This is a genomic window from Curtobacterium sp. 8I-2, assembly GCF_902506155.1.
GTDB classification, from domain to species: domain Bacteria; phylum Actinomycetota; class Actinomycetes; order Actinomycetales; family Microbacteriaceae; genus Curtobacterium; species Curtobacterium poinsettiae.
In genome coordinates, this window is sequence record NZ_LR732827.1 from 531841 (window position 1) to 549359 (window position 17519).

Here is a 17519-nt window from a genome sequence, read left to right on the forward strand (position 1 = left end):
GGACAGCGTCAGGGGTGCGGTCCACGGCACGTGGTGCGCCATGCTGGCACCGTGCGTTTCGACGAACTCCTCAGCCGGTCCAACGGTCCCGCGATCGCCGAGGAGCTCGCCACCCTCCGCAGACCCGCCCGGTACGTCCTCGAGGGCATCCACCAGGAGTCCCGGCAGAAGTACTGGCAGTTCCGCGTCGACATCGACGAGGCCGCGCGGACCTGGACGCTCGTCCGCCAGCGAGCCAAGCCGGTCTCCTACCGCCACGGCGTGCTGCACGAGCCCGACGACGGACCGATCGAGGTGTCGTTCGCACGGAGCATGATCTCGTCTCCCGTCGTCCGGATGGCCGTCCCCGATCTGATGCTCCGGTGGGGCCGAGCCACGGACGACGTCCACCCGATACTGATCCAGCACATCGGCCAGCACTCGATCCTGGTGACCTTCGAGCACGGCGAGGACCCGGCGTTCCGCTCGACGCTGGTGATCGACGAGCGCGACGGCATCGCCCGCCGTTCGTACGAGTACGGCGAGGCCACGATCATCACGAACGTGCGGACCGCCGAGCCGGACGAGGTCCGGCCCCGCGCCCGCTTCGTGGAACCGACGGACTGGATCCGGCCGCAGTACTGAAGTCGTGACGGTTCCGGTTCGCGATCCCCGACGATCGCGAACCAGAACCGTCAGAACTCATTCGTCATCAGGGCCGTCACCGGTAGTCGTCCGGGTCCCCGAGCACGCAGCGCGAGTCCACATTGACGTGCGCGCGGATCTTCGTGGCTGCGATCGACGCACCAGGCTTGCCGTCGGCGCGCGCGACCACGGCCGACACGTCGCCCGTCGCTGCATCCATCTCGGTCTGCGTCGTTGCGAGCTCGTACCCTTGCTCTCTCCAGTGTTCACCGGCCTGTTCGATGAGCACCTGCGGGTCGTCCGGCCTGTCCACCTCGACGTAGTAGCTGAACTGCACCGCCTTCTGCCCGTCGACCTCACAGTCGTTCGCGACCGGCCTCGGGACTTCCTGTGGCCATGTGTCGGGAGCGAGTTCCAGGACCGACCGGAGTTCGGTCACGGCCTGCGAGCGCGCTTCGTCGATGGTCATGGTCTTGCCCGGCCCTGCCATCCCGCACCCCGACAGCGCGAGGATGATCGTGCTGGCCAGAGCGGCAGCGGTCATCGGCTTGTCCACTCACCTCGTCATCGGAGCCGCCCCGCCTCGACGCCGTCACTCGTCGTAATCGTGCACCGACCCCGTTGCACACGGTGACGTCACTTGCACTGCGACCGACGTCGAACTGATCGGGTACGCCGCTCCTGCCGCACCAGCCCGGTCGGCAGTCGCCGAGTAGAGCGTGCCCCTCGCACCGAAATCCGTCTCGGACGGCGATACTCGAAGGCCTTCCGACTCCCAGAACTGCCGGAGTGACTTCGCGGTTGCCTTCGCGTCGTTGTCGACCGACACCGGGAGGAAGTAGGCGAAGCGGACGCCGTCATCGCACTGCTCGGCGGTCGGTTCCGGGGTGTCGGGCCACGACACGTCCACGGCCTTCTCGGTCTTGCGGAGCAGTTGCAAGGCTTCGGCCTTCGCGTCCTCGGGGGTGTGCATCGATTGGCTCCCTCCTGCACAGGCCGTGATGCCCACGGTCAGCAGACTCGCCGTCAACACGACGAGCCCGATGCGTCGCTTCGCCATCACGGCAGGGTCACCTTCGCCACGGCTGTTGTTCATCGTCCGGAGAGCCAGCAACGCACCGGGAGTTGACGTAGAGGAGTGCGTTCCCGTTCGTGATCTCGAAGGCTGCGCCCGCCTTGCCGTCAGCCTTCGCCGTGGCCGCGTACACGGTCCCGTACTTCGCCCCGAACTCCTGCTGGCTCCGTTCGACCTGGAGTCCCTTGGAGCGCCAGAACTCGGCCAGGGAGTCAGCGAGTTCGGTCTGCTTCGAGGTGACCGGGGCATGCACCATGTACTGGTACCGAACACCCTCGGAACACTTCTTGCTGACTGGGTCCCCGGGCGACGACCAATCGAGGTCAGTGGACGTCGTGGTGTGGTCGAGCAGCGCCAGGGCATCTTTCTGCGTTTCTTCCGGGGTCATGCTCTTCGCTCCGCCCGCGCATCCAACGAGCACGATCGTGGCGGACAGCAGGGCTACCAGCACGGCGAGCAGCTTGCGGATCGGAGCATGAGGAGGGGCGTCGAGCGGGCTCCACGACACTGTCAGATCGCCCATCATCTCCCCCGTCGCGGCCTGCACCACATCCCCGCCAGCAACATATCAGACGAGTTGCCGGACGCAACGACCCGTGCAGCGTTTTGTGCACGACCGACCCGCACCGCGCCTCCCGGCCTGCACCATCCCCCGATCGGACGATGCCGACACCACCGCACCGGCCGATCCGCCACGGCGACCCGACGACGAAGCTGGACCCATGCCCGAGTCCCCCGCCATCGAGGTCCTGCACCTCGGCAAGCAGTACGCCACCGGTAAATGCGCCGTGGACGACGTCTCCTTCACGATCGAACGCGGCGAGACCTTCGCGCTCCTCGGCCCGAACGGTGCCGGCAAGTCCACGACGGTCGAGATCCTCGAGGGGTACCGCTCCCGCACCGCCGGCGACGTCCGCGTCCTCGGCCACGATCCCGCACGGACGAGCCGCAGCCACAACGCACGTATCGGCATCGTCCTGCAGACCAGCGCGGAGTCCCCGAACGTCACCGTCGCCGAGCAGCTGAACCACTTCGCCACGCTGTACCCGAAGCACCGCAGCATCGAGGAGCTCCTCACCGTGACGGGACTCGAGACGCAGCGCAACACCCGGATCAGCCGGCTGTCCGGAGGCCAGCGCCGCCGCGTCGACGTCGCCCTCGGCATCATCGGCCGCCCCGAGGTCCTGTTCCTCGACGAACCGACCACCGGCTTCGATCCCGAGGCCCGCCGGCAGTTCTGGGACCTCCTGCGGCAGGTGCAGCACGAGGGCACGACGATCCTGCTCACCACGCACTACCTCGACGAAGCCGCCCAGCTCGCCGACCGGGCCGCGGTCATCGCCGACGGGAAGCTCCTCGACCTCGCACCCATCGACGAGATCGGCGGCGCCGAGGCCCGCACGCCCCGGGTCCGCTGGCGTGACGACGACGGCGAACACCACGACGAGCGCACCACCGACCCGACGGCGCTCGTCCGCAGCAGCAGCGCCCCCATGCACGACCTCGAAGTCATCCGTCCGTCCCTCGAGGACGTCTACCTCGACATGGTGGGACAGCAGTGAAGACAGCAACCAGCCGCATCTCGTACGAGATCCGCACCTACTTCCGCGCTCCCGACTCGGTCTTCTTCACGTTCCTGTTCCCGATCATCATGTTGGCGCTGTTCTCGGTCGCGTTCTCCGGCGCCGCCGACCTTCAGGCCGGCCCCGGCGTCAGCGCCGACTACGCCACCTACTACCTGCCCGGCCTGGTGGCGACGGGCATCCTGCTCTCCGGCACGCAGTCCCTCGGCGTCGACATCGCCGGCGAGCGCAGCGACGGCACGCTGAAGCGCCTCGGCGGCACGCCCTTGCCGGTCCTGTCGTACTTCGTCGGCAAGATCGGCATGGTCCTCGTCACCACGCTCGTGCAGACGGCCCTGCTGCTGGCGATCGCGAGCGTGGTGTTCGGCGTCGACCTGCCGACCGACGCGGGCCGGTGGGGTGTCTTCGCCGGGGTGATGGTCCTCGGGATCGCCACCAGCTGCGTGCTCGGCATCGCCGTCTCGGCGCTCCCCCGCGAGGGGCGCCGCGCCACCGCCACCATCGTCCCGATCGTCCTGGTGCTGCAGTTCATCTCCGGTGTCTACCTGCCCTTCACACAGCTCCCCACCTGGTTGCAGGACGTCGCGTCCGTCTTCCCCCTGCGCTGGATGGCGTCCGGCATGCGGTCCGTCTTCCTGCCCGGTGCGTTCGAGTCGGGTGAGCCGGGAGGCGCGTGGCACCTCGGCCTCGGAGCCCTCGTGCTGGCAGCGTGGCTGGTCCTGGGCACGGTGGCCTGCCTGTTGACGTTCCGTTGGAACCGCAAGGACGCCTGATGGCGCCCCGCTGGTGGGATGCTGGGCACATGAGCGGCGAGACGTGGATGCGCAACCGGTGGTTGCACGTCTTCTTCGCGGGCACGATGGCCCTCACCGCGGTCATCACCGTGTTCGGCTGGTCCCCGTGGTCGACCCGCTGGCCGGCGTTCACCGCGGTCGTGGTGCTCGTCGTCGCCTACGTCGTGTTCGGCCACCGCGGCTACGACAGCCCCCGCGCCGCCGCGGCCTTCCTCCCGCTGGTCCTCGTCGCGGCCCTGGTGTTGCCCGCCGTCGTGCCGAGCACCGCGTTCGTGCAGTGCATCGCGTTCCCGCTCGTCTGGGTGCAGTCCGAGCGGGTCCGCACCGGCGTCCTGCTCTCGGTCGCGGTCGGCATCGCGAGCGGAATCGGCCTGCAGGTCTCCGACGGCCCGGACGCCCTCGTCAGCACCCTGCTCATCGAGGGCATCAGCGTCATCGGTGCCTGCGCGATGGGCGTGTGGATCTCGAGCGTCGCCGGCCTGTCCGAGCAGCGCCGCCAGCTCCTCGACGAACTCCGCGCCACCCAGCAGTCCCTCGCCGACGCCCACCGCAGCGCGGGCGTCGCGAGCGAACGGGAGCGCCTGGCACGCGAGATCCACGACACCGTCGCGCAGAACCTCGCCGGCATCGTCATGCTCACCGAACGCGCCCGCAAGGACCTGGCGAACGACCGGGGAGCCGCGCTCGACGAACGGCTGGCGGTCCTCGAGGAGTCGGCACGAGCGGCGCTCGAGGACTCCCGCGCCCTCATCGCCGCCGGGGTCGCCGGTGCCACGAGCGGCAGCCTCGCCGGGGCACTGCACCGGCTCGCCGAGCGCTACACCCGTGAGACCGGCACGCCCGTCGCCGTCGACGCGACCGACGGCCAGCTCGACCGTGACGCCCAGGTCGTGCTGCTCCGGGTCGTCCAGGAGTCCCTCGCGAACATCCGCGCGCACGCCGATGCCAGGTCCGTCCGCATCGTCCTGCGGCACGCGCCCGAACACGTCGGCGTCCGCGTGGTCGACGACGGCGTCGGGTTCGACACCGGCGTGCCGACTGCCGGGCACGGGCTCCGGGGCCTCCACGAGCGGCTGGCGCTCTCCGGCGGTACCTGCACGATCACGAGCACACCGGGCGGCGGCACCGTCGTCGACGCGAGCCTGCCCGCCGGACCCGAGCCGAGCCTCCCGGCCGTCGAACGCCACGTCCTCGCAGAGGTGACCCGGTGATCCGTGTCGTGGTCGCCGACGACCACCCGATCGTCCGGTCGGGCATCGTCGCGCTGTTGCAGGACGCCGACGACATCGCGGTCGTCGGTCAGGCCAGCGACGGCCGCGCCGCGGTGACGGTGGCGCTGGCCGAACGCCCCGACGTCGTGCTCATGGACCTCCGGATGCCCCTGCTCGACGGCGATGCGGTGACGGCGGAGATCCTCGCCGCCGACCCAGGCATCCGCGTCCTGATCCTGACGACGTACGAGTCCGACGACCAGATCCTCGCCGCCATCGAGGCCGGCGCCACCGGCTACCTGCTGAAGGCCGCCCCGGAATCCGAGATCCTCGCCGGCGTCAGGGCGACCGCACGGGGCGAGACCGCGCTGGCACCATCGGCGGCCGCAGCGCTCGTCCGCCGAGCAACGGGATCCCTCCCCGCTGCTGCCGGCCCGTCGCTGACCCCGCGCGAGCTCGACGTCCTGCGCCTCGTTGCCCAGGGCAACAGCAACCCGGCGATCGGGCGCGCACTGTTCCTCAGTGAGGCCACGGTGAAGACCCACCTCGGCCACGTGTTCGAGAAACTCGGCGTGAACGACCGCACCCGCGCGGTGATCCGCGCGATGGAGCTCCAGCTCCTCCCCTGACCAACTCCGCAGTCAGGCGCCGCTGGTCACCGCAGCGCACCCGAAGGGCATCGACGTCGTACTCCAGCGCATCCACTATCGCCAGAGCCCGACGTACACCAGTCCGCCGAGGACGACGGACACCCCGCCGATCGCGATCAGCCAGATCGGTGCGCTCATGCTCGACGTCCCCGGTTCTTCGCAGTCCCCCCGCTCCGACCCTACGACTCCGTGCACGACGGGAATCTTTCCCTGCAGCGCGTGTGACGGTTCCGGTTCGCGATTCCCGACGATCCTGAACCAGAACCGTCTCCGGGCAGACAAGAGACCGGGTCCCGCGCAGTGGACCTGACCACGGCGCAACGACGCACACAGCGTGCCGGTGCGCACCGCTGGCATGACCACCGCCGTCAGATCGCTCAGAACAACCCCGTGAACGCAGAAAACCCCTGACCATGAATGGTCAGGGGTTCCCTGGTGTTACTACGTTAAGTCCGGCGGCGTCCTACTCTCCCACAAGGTCCCCCTTGCAGTACCATCGGCGCTGAGAGGCTTAGCTTCCGGGTTCGGAATGTGACCGGGCGCTGACAATCTTCAATCCAAAAGGAATTGCTTCATGACCCAGTCAGCAAGCCGACCAGGCACGAGGTCAATCAATAAATTGGCATTGACAATGTGCACGCTGTTGAGTTCTCAAGGACCAGACGCACTCCCCGCTCGACCCACAAAAGGATTCCGCCAGAGAGGCATTCGTCTTGTACAACACCCGGGCTCACGACCAGAAGGTCATGGATCCGAGGGCTGGTTGCCTGAGCGGGACCCCGTCCGGACTGCATCTCCAGGTGTTCAACCCGGTGATCGTCTCGGCCGTTCCGTTCTCCGCCTCAGCGGCAACGAGTGATTACTTTACGCAGAGGTGAACGGCAGCGCCAAGCCGGGCCACATCCCGGGCGTGTCGGTCATCCCGCCCGGGACGACGGCTCCCCCGACAACGACGGACGGCCCGCTCCCCACCTGGGGAACGGGCCGTCCGAGAGCGTTGTCAGTGCCGAGCGATGACCGGGTTCTTGAGCGTGCCGATGCCGGAGATGGTGACCTCGACGATCTCACCGTCGCGGATCTGGCCGACGCCGGCCGGGGTGCCGGTCAGGATCACGTCGCCGGGCAGGAGGGTCCAGATCGAGGACACGAACTCGACGAGCGAGGGGATGTCGTGCACCATCTCGTTCGTCGACGCCGCCTGTCGCAGGTCACCGTCGACGCGCGTCTCGAGGCGGATGTCCGACGGGTCGATCTCGGTCTCGATCACCGGGCCGAGCGGGCAGAACGTGTCGAAGCCCTTCGATCGGGTCCACTGCCCGTCCCGCGCCTGCAGGTCACGGGCCGTCACGTCGTTGGCGATCGTGTAGCCGAGGATGACGCTCGCGAAGTCCTCGCGCCGGACGTTCTTGGCGAGCGACCCGATCACGATCGCGAGCTCGCCCTCGTGGTCGACGCGGCCGATGTCCGCCGGCAGTCGGATGGGTTCGTCCGGACCGATCACCGAGGTGTTCGGCTTGAGGAACACCACCGGGTCGTCACCGGCACGTTCGTCCATCTCGGAGGCGTGCTCCGAGTAGTTGAGCCCGACGCCGATCACCTTCGACCGCGGGATGACGGGGGCGAGGAGCTTGGCGTCGGCGAGTGCGACGCGCTCCCCCGTGGTCTCGAACCCCTGGTACATCGGGTCCCCGGCGAGCACCACCAGGTGCCGCTCGTCGAGGATTCCGTACCGGGGGTCTTCACCCTTGCTGCTGAACCGTGCGATCTTCACCGTTCGACCCTACCCACGCCTGCCGGTCGATCAGGACGCGTCGGTCAGCTTGGTCATCCACCCGTGCGGGTCGGGACGACGGCCGTACTGGATGTCGGTGAGCTCGTCGCGCAGCGACATCGTGAGTTCCCCGGCCCCCACGGTCGGCGAACCGATCGTGAAGCCCTCGCCCCGGAGTTCGGCGATCGGGGTCACCACGGCGGCGGTACCGCACGCGAAGGCCTCGGTGATGGAGCCGTCGGCGACGCCGTCACGCCACTCGTCGAGCGTCACCCGGCGCTTCTCGACCGTCAGGCCGCGGTCCTCGGCCAGCTGCAGGATCGAGTCACGCGTGATCCCCTCGAGGATGGACTCGGAGTCGGGCGTCACGAGGGTGCCGTCGGACTTGACCAGGACGACGTTCATGCCGCCGAGTTCTTCGAGGTACTTGCCCTCCACCGAGTCGAGGAACATGACCTGCTGGCAGCCGTGCTCGTAGGCCTCTTGCTGGGGCAGCAGCGACGAAGCGTAGTTGCCGCCGGTCTTCGCGGCGCCGGTCCCGCCCTTGCCGGCTCGGGCGTACTGCGTCGACAGCCAGATCGACACCGGCTTCGGGCCCGAGGTGAAGTACGCCCCGGCCGGGCTCGCGATGCAGTGGTACGCCACGGCCTGGGCGGCGCGGACCCCGAGGAACGACTCCGTCGCGATCATGAACGGCCGCAGGTACAGGCTCGTCTCGGGCGCCGAGGGTACCCAGTCGACGTCGGTCTGCACGAGCTGCCGGATCGACTCGACGAACGCCTCGACCGGGAGCTCCGGGAGCGCCAGGCGTCGGGCGGACCGCTGGAAGCGCTTCGCGTTGGCGTCCGGCCGGAACGACCAGACCGAGCCGTCTGCGTGCCGGTATGCCTTGAGCCCCTCGAAGATCTCCTGGGCGTAGTGCAGGACACTCGCGCTCGGGTCGAGGGACAGCGGGCCGTACGGGTGGATCGACGCGCTGTGCCAGCCGTCGTCCAGTGTCCACTCGACCGTGGCCATGTGGTCGGTGAAGTGCTTGCCGAAGCCCGGGTCGGCGAGGATCTGCTCTCGCTCCGCGGCTGCGCGGCGGTCGGCGGACGGGGTGCTGGCGAACTCGAGTCCGAAGGCGGTGTCGGTGCTCATGGGGAGGACTCCTTCTCAGGCGGTGGTGGTGCGTGCCGTGACCGCGGCGGCGATCGCGTCGCCGATCTCGGCCGTGCGACGCGGCGTGGTGCCCCGGTCTGCGAGGTCGGACTCCACCGCAGCCGTCACCGCCGCCGCCAGGTCACCGCGACCGAGGTGGTCGAGCAACAGGGCGACGGAGCGGATCGCGGCAGTGGGGTCGGCCTGCTGCTGGCCTGCGATGTCCGGTGCGGAACCGTGGACCGGCTCGAACATGCTGGGGAAGGTGCCGTCCGGGTTGATGTTGCCCGAGGCCGCCAGACCGATGCCGCCGCTGATCGCGCCGGCCAGGTCGGTGATGATGTCGCCGAACAGGTTGTCGGTGACGATGACGTCGAACCGTGCGGGGTCACGGACCATGTGGATGGTGACCGCGTCCACGTGCTGGTAGTCGACGGTGACGTCCGGGTACTCGGCGCCGACAGCCGCGACGGTGCGCTGCCAGAGGGCTCCGGCGTGCACCAGGACGTTGCTCTTGTGGACGAGGGTCAGGTGCCGACGCGGGCGTCGGTCCGCCAACGCGAAGGCGTACCGCACGACCCGCTCGACACCGAAGGCGGTGTTCAACGAGACCTCGGTCGCGATCTCGTGCGGGGTACCGGTCCGGATCGCACCGCCGTTGCCGACGTACGGCCCTTCGGTGCCTTCGCGCACGACCACGAAGTCGACCTCGCCGGGGTCGGCGAGCGGCGTCGGGACGGCCGGGTGCACCGTCGTCGGGCGCAGGTTCACGTAGTGGTCGAACGCGAAGCGGAGCTTGAGGAGGAGCCCCCGCTCGATGATGCCGCCGGCGAGCCGCGGGTCACGCGGGTCGCCGCCGACCGCACCGAGCAGGATCGCGTCGTGCTGCGCGATGGCCGCCATGTCGTCGTCGGTCAGGATGTCCCCGGTCTCCAGGTACCGTGCGGCACCGAGGGAGAACGGGGTCTCCTGCACCACGAGGTCGTCCGGCAGGACCGCGTGCAGGACCTTCAGGGCCTCGGCGACGACCTCGGGGCCGATGCCGTCGCCACGGATGACCGCGAGTCGGATCGTCTGCGCAGTGCTCATGTCCGCCACTCCCCTAGAGCGTGATGTCGATCTCGCGGAGCGAGGACGCGTCGATCGCCGAGCGGACGTGCTCGAGGATCTCGGCAGGGACGGGTGAGTCGACCGTCAGCACGCTCAGCGCCTGGCCGCCCGCGGCTTCGCGCGAGATCTGCATCGCGGCGATGTTGATGCCGGCCTGGCCGAACTCCTTGCCGTAGACCGCGACGATGCCCGGTCGGTCGGTGTACTCCATCACGACGTGGTGCCGGTCGAGCGGCACCTCGACGTCGTGCCCGTTGATCTCGACGAGCTTCTCGACCTGCTTCGGGCCGGTGAGCGTGCCGGACACGCTGATCGCCGGGCCGTCCGACTGCGCGCCGCGGATGGTGAGCACGTTGCGGTACTCGGGGCTGTCGGTCTCGGTGATCAGGCGGACGGTGACCCCGCGCTGCTCCGCGATGAGCGGGGCGTTGACGTAGGAGACCTGGTCGCTCACGACGTCGGTGAAGACACCCTTGAGTGCCGCGAGCTTCAGCACGCTGACGTCGTACTCGGCCAGCTCGCCGTGCACCTCGACGTCGATGCTGGTGACCGGCGAGGTCGCGAGCGCGGTGAAGACCTGGCCGAGCTTCTCGACGAGCGGGATGCCGGGGCGCACGTACGGGTCGATGACCCCGCCGGCGACGTTCACGGCGTCGGGGACGAGCTCGCCGCCGAGGGCGAGACGGACCGACTTGGCGACCGAGACGCCCGCCTTTTCTTGCGCTTCGTCGGTGGAGGCGCCGAGGTGCGGCGTCACGACGACGTTCGGCAGCGCCAGGAGCGGCGAGTCCTTCGGGGGCTCGGCGACGAAGACGTCGAGACCGGCACCGGCGATGGTGTTCGACGTGAGGGCCCGGTGCAGGGCGTCCTCGTCGATCAGGCCGCCGCGGGCCACGTTCACGACGAACGCGGTCGGCTTCATGAGCGCGAACTGGGCGTCCGAGATCATGCCCAGCGTCTCCGGCGTCCGCGGCATGTGGATCGTGGTGAAGTCCGCCCGACGCAGCAGGTCGTCGAGGGAGACGAGCTCGACCCCGAGCTGCTGCGCACGTGCCGTGGTGACGTAGGGGTCGTACGCGATGACCGTCACGCCGAAGGCCTGCAGCCGCTGGGTGATGAGCGCGCCGATGCGGCCGAGGCCGATGATGCCGACGGTCTTCTCGTAGAGCTCGACACCGGTGTACGACGAGCGCTTCCACGCACCGGCGGCCAGCGAGGCGTGAGCGGCCGGGATGTGCCGCGCAAGCGACAGGATGTGTCCGACCGTGAGCTCCGCCGCCGAGATGATGTTCGAGGTCGGCGCGTTCACGACCATCACGCCGGCGGTCGTCGCCGCCTTGATGTCGACGTTGTCGAGGCCGACGCCGGCACGGGCGACGACCTTGAGGCTCGGTGCCGCGGCGATCGCCTCGGCGTCGATCTTGGTGGCGGACCGCACGAGGACGGCGTGCGCGTCGGACAGCGCCGCCAGGAGCGCCGGACGGTCGGTGCCGTCCACGTTCCGGATCTCGAAGTCGGGCCCGAGGGCGTCGACCGTTGCGGGCGAGAGTTCTTCGGCGATCAGGACGACCGGCTTCGACACAGCAGCTGTTTCCTCACTCGAGACGGTTGGTATCCCACCATGCTATCGACGCGGGCCGGTGGTGACGACCGCGGGAGCGGTCCTGTGGAGAACCACACGACGGCCAGGGCCCACGCCGCCGGTTCCGGAGCGCCGCGCCAGCGGCGGTCCGGCCGTGCCGGTGGGGAGAGGCGCGGGGCGGTGCCGCACCGTGCCTCCTGGCCGTCGGCGGGTCGCGTCAGAAGTCCAGCAGCGTCGGGACGAACAGCTGGAGGTCGAGCCAGAGGGCGCCGGCGCCCGCGAAGGCGACCACGAACACCGCGATCGTGACGGGCAGGCTCGAACGCCGGGTGATGACGATCGCCGCGACGAACGCGACCGGCGCGATGAGGATGTCGAGCACGAGCCACAGCCACGGGGTGCTGGTCTGCAGCGAGTCGCCACCGGAGGTCGTCTGGAGGAACGCGTTGAAGGCGTCCACCCGCTGGTTGATCTGCGTGAGGTTGCCGACGGCCTGCACCGTCATGTACGCGAACAGCGCCGCGAACACGACCCAGACCACGAGCTTCGCGACGACGGGAGCGGTGGCCCGACGGGTCGTCGGGACGGCCCCGGTCACCCGAAGCTCCGGGTCAGGAGGAACGGCCAGGGGAAGAGCACGACGGCACCGAGGAGCATCCAGAGCAGGCGGGTCCGCGTGCGGCTGCTGCGCGCCGCCCAGAGCACCACCGTGAACCAGAGTGCCGGCGCGAGGATCGCGAGGAAGCGGAGCACCTCGACGAAGAGCGTCAGGACCGTGTCGACGCCGGAGACGTACGCGGTCGACGCGGTGAGGAGCCAGGCCACCGTGTAGAGCAGGTAGAGGCCACCGAAGATGCCGAACCCGACGAGTGCACCGGAGGTCTCGGGGGCCTCGGGGTCGCGCGCTCCGCGGTCGCGGACCGCCACCGGGTTGTGCGCCGCGTCGACGTGCGTGGCGTCGTCGGCGTCACCCCAGCTGAGGGCGGCGTCGTCGGTGTCGACGGCGTTCGGCACGTCCGGGTCGATCGACCCGTCTGGTGGGGATGCTGCCGTGGTCATGCCCCGATTCTACGAGGGACGCGACGTCGGGCGGACCAGCGGGTGTCGGCGAGTGGCGCGGCGGCGGCGGCGGTCAGACGTCGGCAGGCTGCGTCGCGAGCACCCCGGCGACCACGTCACGGACTGCCGGGAAGAGCGGGTGGCTCTCCATCAGGCCCGTGAGGATCTCGGTCAGCGCGTGCGCGGTCGCCCCGGAACGCAGGAGCGCGTGCAGCTCGATCGACTCCGGGTCGTTCTCGTCGTCGAAGGCGAGTGCCGCACGGACGGCCCCGAGCAGGTGGTCGACGGGCAGGCCGCGCTCGGCGAGCTGCGATGCCGGGCCGACGAAGCGTTCACGACGGCCGAGCTTGCGGAGCGGATTGCGTCCGACTCGCGCCGTGGAGTCCGGCAGGTGCGGGTTCGCGATGCGGGACAGGTTCGCGGCGACGTAGCGCGCGTGGTCCTCGGGGTCGAAGCCGTGCTTCGCGATGAGCAGCGCGGTGGTCTCGGCGAGCACGCCGTCGACCTCGGCGCGGACGGCGTCGTCCTCCAGGGCTTCACGGATGAGCCGGATGCCCCGCACGTACCCGTGGTAGGCGGCCGTGGCGTGGGCGGTGTTCACCGTGTAGAGCTTGCGCTCGACGAACGGCTGCAGGTCGTCGACCCAGGTGACGCCCTCGATCGTCGGCGGTTCGGCGTCGGAACCCAGGAACGGGGTGCGCTCGATGACCCACTCGTAGAACGGTTCGAGCACGACGTCGAGGCCACCCGACTGGCCGAGGACGCCGGACTGGTCGGGCACGATGCGGTCGATGGCGCAGTTCGCGAAGACGGCGGCGATGTCGCGGTCTTCGAGGATCGGAGCGCGGCGGATGCTGGCGTGCAGGGAGTCGGTCGCGTTGAACGCGTTCTCGCACGCGACGATCGTGACGTCGCCGTGCTCGAGCGGTCGTGCCGCGAGCCCTTCGGCGATGAGCGGCGCGACGAGCGGGAGCGTGCGGGCCCCCACTGCGGTGGTCACGACGTCGGCCTCGGCGATGGCCCGGACCACGCGCTCGCGGTCGGTCTTGCTGTTCAGGGCACGGAACCCGTAGACGAGGTGCTCGACCGGCATCTCGCCGACCTCGTGCACCACGAAGCGTCCGGCTTCGTTGAGGGCCGAGACCACGCGTTCGTCGACGTCGACGAAGGTGAGCTCGTAGCCGCTCGCCACGAGGAACTGGCCCACGAACCCGCGCCCGATCTTGCCGGCGCCGATGTGGACCGCTCGCTTCGTCACCGCCATCCGACGATCATCCCATGCTGGTCGGGGCGGTCCTGACCGCCGGAGCGCAGCACGGCCGACGAGTGTCGGGAATCGGCCGCGGGGAGCGCGGAGGCATGCCGGTCCGCGGCGTGGGGGCTGGAGAAGAGCTGCTGCATAACGTTCGGGTCACATCGCGAGGCGGCGGTGCAGGGTGCACCGCCGCCTCGTCGTCGAGTGTTCTCGGAAGACTACCGCGCGGCCGAGCCGTCGACGTAGTCACCGTCGTTCTGCTTCCACGCGAAGAGCGCGCGGAGCTCACGGCCGGTGGCCTCGATGGGGTGCCCCTCGCCCTTGGCGCGGAGTGCCTTGAACTCGGGGGCGCCGGCGTCCTGGTCGTCGATGAAGCGCTTCGCGAAGGCACCGTTCTGGATGTCCGCGAGCACCGCCTTCATGTTCTCCTTGACGTCCGGCGAGATCACGCGGGGGCCGGAGACGTAGTCACCGAACTCGGCGGTGTCGGAGATCGACCAGCGCTGCTTGGTGAGGCCGCCCTCCCAGATGAGGTCGACGATGAGCTTGAGCTCGTGCAGGACCTCGAAGTAGGCGATCTGCGGCTGGTAGCCCGCCTCGACCAGGGTCTCGAAGCCGTACTGGATGAGCTGCGAGGTACCACCGCAGAGGACGGCCTGCTCACCGAACAGGTCGGTCTCGGTCTCCTCGGTGAAGGTCGTCTTGATGCCGCCGGAGCGGAGCCCGCCGATGGCCTTGGAGTACGACCACGCGAGGTCCCAGGCGGAACCGGACGCGTCGACCTCGACGGCGACGATGACGGGGACGCCACGGCCGGCCTCGTACTCGCGGCGGACGGTGTGGCCGGGGCCCTTCGGCGCGACGAGCGACACGTCGACGCCTTCGGGGGCCTCGATGTAGCCGAAGCGGATGTTGAAGCCGTGGCCGAAGACGAGCGTCGCGCCCGGCTTGAGGTTCGGGCGGATGTCCTCGGCGTAGACGATGCGCTGGACCTGGTCCGGCGCGAGGATGACGACGACGTCGGCCCAGGCCGTGGCGTCGGCCGGCGTGTGGACCTCGAAGCCCGCCTCTTCGGCCTTCTGCCGGCTCTTCGAGCCCTCCTTGAGGCCGATCTTCACCTCGACGCCCGAGTCACGGAGGTTGAGTGCGTGGGCGTGGCCCTGCGAGCCGTAGCCGATGACCGCGACCTTCTTGCCCTGGATGAGCGTCAGGTCGGCGTCAGCGTCGTACACGATGTCAGTCACGAGGGTGTGTCTCCTTGGTTCTGTGGGAGTGCCGGGCACCGTCGGCGCCCGGGAAGGGTGTGACGGGCGCTCAGCGCACCCGATCGGTGATGCTCTTCGGTCCGCGGCCCATGCCGAGGAGACCCGCACGGGCGAGCTCCTTGACGCCGTAGGGCTCGAGCACGCGGAGGATCGCCTGGATCTTGCCGGGGTCGCCGGTCACCTCGACGATCAGGGAGTCGGTCGCCACGTCGACGACCTGGGCACGGAACAGGTTCACTGCTTCGAGCACCGCCGAACGCGTCTGGTTGTCGACGCGCACCTTCACGAGCATGTGCTCGCGCTGGACCGACTGCGAGAAGTCCAGTTCGACGATCTTGATGACGTTCACCAGCTTGTTGAGCTGCTTCGTCACCTGTTCCAGCGGCAGGTCCTCGACGTCGACGACGACCGTGATCCGGCTGAGGCCGTCCACCTCGGTGTTGCCGACGGCGAGCGACTCGATGTTGAACCCGCGTCGGGCGAACAGTCCGGCGACACGGGTCAGCAGACCGGGCTTGTCCTCGACGAGGAGGGAGAGGACGTGGCTCATGCGGTTTCTCCCGTCATGTCGGCGTCTTCGTCGTCCCAGGTGGGCGCGAGTGCCTGGGCGTACTCGATGGACGAGTTGCTGACGCCCTGCGGGACCATCGGCCAGACCATGGAGTCACGGCTCACGACGAAGTCGATGACCACCGGACGGTCGTTGGTGGCGAGGGCGAGCTCGATCGCGGCGTCGACCTCGTCGGCCTTCTCGACGCGGATGCCGAGGGCACCGTACGCGTCGGCCAGCTTCACGAAGTCCGGCACACGGCGCGAGGCGTGCCCCGTCTCGAGGTCGGTGAACGAGTGCCGGCCGTCGTAGAACAGCGTCTGCCACTGCCGGACCATGCCGAGCGACGAGTTGTTGATGATCGCGACCTTGATCGGGATGTCGTTGATGACGCAGGTCGCGAGTTCCTGGTTCGTCATCTGGAAGCAGCCGTCGCCGTCGATCGCCCAGACCACGCGGTCGGGCTGGGCGACCTTCGCTCCCATCGCCGCGGGGACCGAGTAGCCCATGGTGCCGGCACCGCCGGAGTTGAGCCAGGCGTTGGGCCGCTCGTACTTGATGAACTGCGCGGACCACATCTGGTGCTGCCCGACACCGGAGGCGTACACGGCCTCGGGGCCGGAGAGCTCCCCGATGCGCTTGATGATGCCCTGCGGGGCGAGCAGCCCGTCGGTCGGCTCGGCGTACCCGAGCGGGAAGTCGGTCTTGAGCTGGTGGAGCTTCGCCCACCACTCCTCCGTCGAGGCGCGGTCCTCGACCGCGATGCCACCCCAGGCGTCGAGCAGGTCGACCAGGACCTCGCGGGCATCGCCGACGATCGGGACGTCGGCGAAGCGGATCTTCGAGATCTCGGCGGGGTCGATGTCGACGTGCACGACCTTGGCGTCCGGCGCGAACTCGTCGGCCTTGCCGGTGACACGGTCGTCGAAGCGGGCACCGAGGGCGACGATCAGGTCGCTGTCCTGCAGGCCGAGCACCGCCGGCACCGTGCCGTGCATGCCGGGCATGCCGAGGTGCTGCGGGTGCGAGTCCGGGAACGCGCCGCGCGCCATCAGCGTCGTGACGACCGGCGCACCGGTCGCCTCGGCGAAGCGGAGGAGTTCGGCGGTCGCACCGGAGCGGATGACGCCGCCGCCGACGTAGAGCACCGGACGCTGCGCCTCGGACAGCAGCTGGGCGGCCGCGGTGATCTGCTTGCCGTGCGCCTTGGTGACCGGGCGGTAGCCGGGCAGGTCGAGCTTGGGCGGCCACACGTAGGGCGCGGACTTCTGCTGCGCGTCCTTGGTGATGTCCACCAGCACCGGGCCGGGGCGACCGGTCGTCGCGATGAGGTGCGCCGCGGCGAGGGTCGCCGGCACGTCGGCCGGGTCGGTCACCAGGAACGAGTGCTTCGTGATCGGCATCGTGATGCCGACGATGTCCGCTTCCTGGAAGGCGTCGGTGCCCATCAGCGTCGAGAACACCTGGCCGGTGATCGCGATGAACGGCACCGAGTCCATGTAGGCGTCGGCGATGGCGGTGACGAGGTTCGTCGCGCCCGGACCCGACGTGGCGATGGCGACGCCGACCTTGCCGGACGACGAGGCGTAGCCCTCGGCGGCGTGGCCGGCGCCCTGCTCGTGACGGACGAGGATGTGCCGGATCGTGGTGGACGCCATCAGCTCGTCGTAGAACGGGATGATGGCTCCGCCGGGCAGGCCGAAGACGTCGGTGATCCCGAGGTGCTCGAGCGTCCGGAGGACGGCTCCCGAGCCGGTCAGGATCTCCGGCGACCGGCGTGCACCGGCGGCCGCGGACAACGGAGTTGCTTCCGTGGGCATGAGTGGTCCTTGCCTGAGTGGTGGCGGTGG

At 69.4% G+C, this 17519-nt stretch carries 19 protein-coding genes and 1 rRNA gene; 5 read left to right on the top strand and 15 right to left on the bottom strand.

Annotation, left to right across the window (positions count from 1 at the left end; all coding sequences use genetic code 11):
• Nucleotides 1-51 precede the first annotated feature (51 nt).
• Complete coding sequence (locus tag BOSE127_RS06215; RefSeq protein ID WP_159556606.1) at nt 52-624, top strand: hypothetical protein; 573 nt, start codon at nt 52-54, stop codon at nt 622-624.
• 76 nt (nt 625-700) lie between these two features.
• Here the strand turns inward: BOSE127_RS06215 and BOSE127_RS06220 are convergent, their stop codons facing one another.
• The 3 genes from BOSE127_RS06220 to BOSE127_RS06230 form a co-directional block, all read right to left on the bottom strand.
• Nucleotides 701-1180 carry a hypothetical protein gene (locus BOSE127_RS06220; RefSeq protein ID WP_159556608.1) on the bottom strand — a complete coding sequence of 160 codons (480 nt, stop codon included), beginning with the start codon at nt 1178-1180 and terminating at the stop codon, nt 701-703.
• Between the two features lie 36 nt (nt 1181-1216).
• Nucleotides 1217-1633 (bottom strand): hypothetical protein, encoded by a 417-nt coding sequence (locus tag BOSE127_RS06225; protein ID WP_159556610.1) that lies wholly within the window; start codon nt 1631-1633, stop codon nt 1217-1219.
• A gap of 61 nt (nt 1634-1694) precedes the next feature.
• Nucleotides 1695-2222 (bottom strand): hypothetical protein, encoded by a 528-nt coding sequence (locus BOSE127_RS06230; RefSeq protein WP_159556612.1) that lies wholly within the window; start codon nt 2220-2222, stop codon nt 1695-1697.
• 199 nt (nt 2223-2421) lie between these two features.
• Here BOSE127_RS06230 and BOSE127_RS06235 point away from each other — a divergent pair, with 199 nt between their 5' ends.
• Genes BOSE127_RS06235 through BOSE127_RS06250 form a run of 4 tightly spaced genes read left to right on the top strand, consistent with a single transcriptional unit; the run spans nt 2422 to nt 5916 of the window.
• The gene (locus BOSE127_RS06235) at nt 2422-3261 is read left to right on the top strand and encodes an ABC transporter ATP-binding protein (RefSeq protein WP_236559516.1); all 840 of its coding nucleotides are present in this window, start codon (nt 2422-2424) and stop codon (nt 3259-3261) included.
• Nucleotides 3258-4055 (top strand): ABC transporter permease, encoded by a 798-nt coding sequence (locus BOSE127_RS06240; protein ID WP_159556616.1) that lies wholly within the window; start codon nt 3258-3260, stop codon nt 4053-4055. Before BOSE127_RS06235 ends, BOSE127_RS06240 begins: the two co-directional genes overlap by 4 nt.
• A gap of 29 nt (nt 4056-4084) precedes the next feature.
• Nucleotides 4085-5287: a sensor histidine kinase gene (locus BOSE127_RS06245; RefSeq protein ID WP_159556618.1), complete on the top strand. Its 1203-nt coding sequence runs from the start codon at nt 4085-4087 to the stop codon at nt 5285-5287.
• The gene (locus tag BOSE127_RS06250) at nt 5284-5916 is read left to right on the top strand and encodes a response regulator transcription factor (RefSeq protein WP_159556620.1); all 633 of its coding nucleotides are present in this window, start codon (nt 5284-5286) and stop codon (nt 5914-5916) included. Before BOSE127_RS06245 ends, BOSE127_RS06250 begins: the two co-directional genes overlap by 4 nt.
• A gap of 75 nt (nt 5917-5991) precedes the next feature.
• On the opposite strand, the gene BOSE127_RS06255 is transcribed toward BOSE127_RS06250, so the two are convergent.
• The 12 genes from BOSE127_RS06255 to BOSE127_RS06310 form a co-directional block, all read right to left on the bottom strand.
• Complete coding sequence (locus BOSE127_RS06255) at nt 5992-6132, bottom strand: hypothetical protein (protein ID WP_159556622.1); 141 nt, start codon at nt 6130-6132, stop codon at nt 5992-5994.
• A 255-nt stretch (nt 6133-6387) separates the two neighbouring features.
• Nucleotides 6388-6499: ribosomal RNA gene (gene rrf / locus BOSE127_RS06260) — 5S ribosomal RNA — on the bottom strand.
• Nucleotides 6500-6937: 438 nt separating this feature from the next.
• Entirely contained in the window at nt 6938-7708 is a 771-nt protein-coding gene (locus BOSE127_RS06265) for a fumarylacetoacetate hydrolase family protein (protein WP_017888851.1), read from the bottom strand.
• 30 nt (nt 7709-7738) lie between these two features.
• Complete coding sequence (locus tag BOSE127_RS06270; RefSeq protein WP_071252121.1) at nt 7739-8848, bottom strand: branched-chain amino acid aminotransferase; 1110 nt, start codon at nt 8846-8848, stop codon at nt 7739-7741.
• Between the two features lie 15 nt (nt 8849-8863).
• Nucleotides 8864-9937, bottom strand: a complete 1074-nt coding sequence (locus BOSE127_RS06275; protein WP_031260625.1) for a 3-isopropylmalate dehydrogenase — start codon at nt 9935-9937, stop codon at nt 8864-8866.
• Nucleotides 9938-9950: 13 nt separating this feature from the next.
• Entirely contained in the window at nt 9951-11540 is a 1590-nt protein-coding gene (serA, locus tag BOSE127_RS06280) for a phosphoglycerate dehydrogenase (RefSeq protein ID WP_071252124.1), read from the bottom strand.
• A gap of 217 nt (nt 11541-11757) precedes the next feature.
• A complete protein-coding gene (locus BOSE127_RS06285) occupies nt 11758-12138 on the bottom strand; it encodes a hypothetical protein (RefSeq protein WP_017888847.1) in 381 nt (126 codons plus the stop codon).
• The gene (locus tag BOSE127_RS06290; RefSeq protein ID WP_042538764.1) at nt 12135-12599 is read right to left on the bottom strand and encodes a hypothetical protein; all 465 of its coding nucleotides are present in this window, start codon (nt 12597-12599) and stop codon (nt 12135-12137) included. Before BOSE127_RS06290 ends, BOSE127_RS06285 begins: the two co-directional genes overlap by 4 nt.
• A 73-nt stretch (nt 12600-12672) precedes the next feature.
• Nucleotides 12673-13863, bottom strand: coding sequence for a mannitol-1-phosphate 5-dehydrogenase (locus BOSE127_RS06295; RefSeq protein ID WP_042538765.1), 1191 nt, complete (start codon nt 13861-13863; stop codon nt 12673-12675).
• A 209-nt stretch (nt 13864-14072) separates the two neighbouring features.
• Nucleotides 14073-15098, bottom strand: coding sequence for a ketol-acid reductoisomerase (gene ilvC, locus BOSE127_RS06300; protein WP_017888843.1), 1026 nt, complete (start codon nt 15096-15098; stop codon nt 14073-14075).
• Nucleotides 15099-15168: 70 nt separating this feature from the next.
• On the bottom strand, nt 15169-15669 hold the full coding sequence (gene ilvN / locus BOSE127_RS06305; protein ID WP_017888842.1) for an acetolactate synthase small subunit: 501 nt from the start codon (nt 15667-15669) through the stop codon (nt 15169-15171).
• Nucleotides 15666-17489: an acetolactate synthase large subunit gene (locus BOSE127_RS06310; RefSeq protein ID WP_031260624.1), complete on the bottom strand. Its 1824-nt coding sequence runs from the start codon at nt 17487-17489 to the stop codon at nt 15666-15668. The genes ilvN and BOSE127_RS06310 overlap by 4 nt, the downstream gene beginning before the upstream one ends.
• Nucleotides 17490-17519 lie beyond the last annotated feature (30 nt).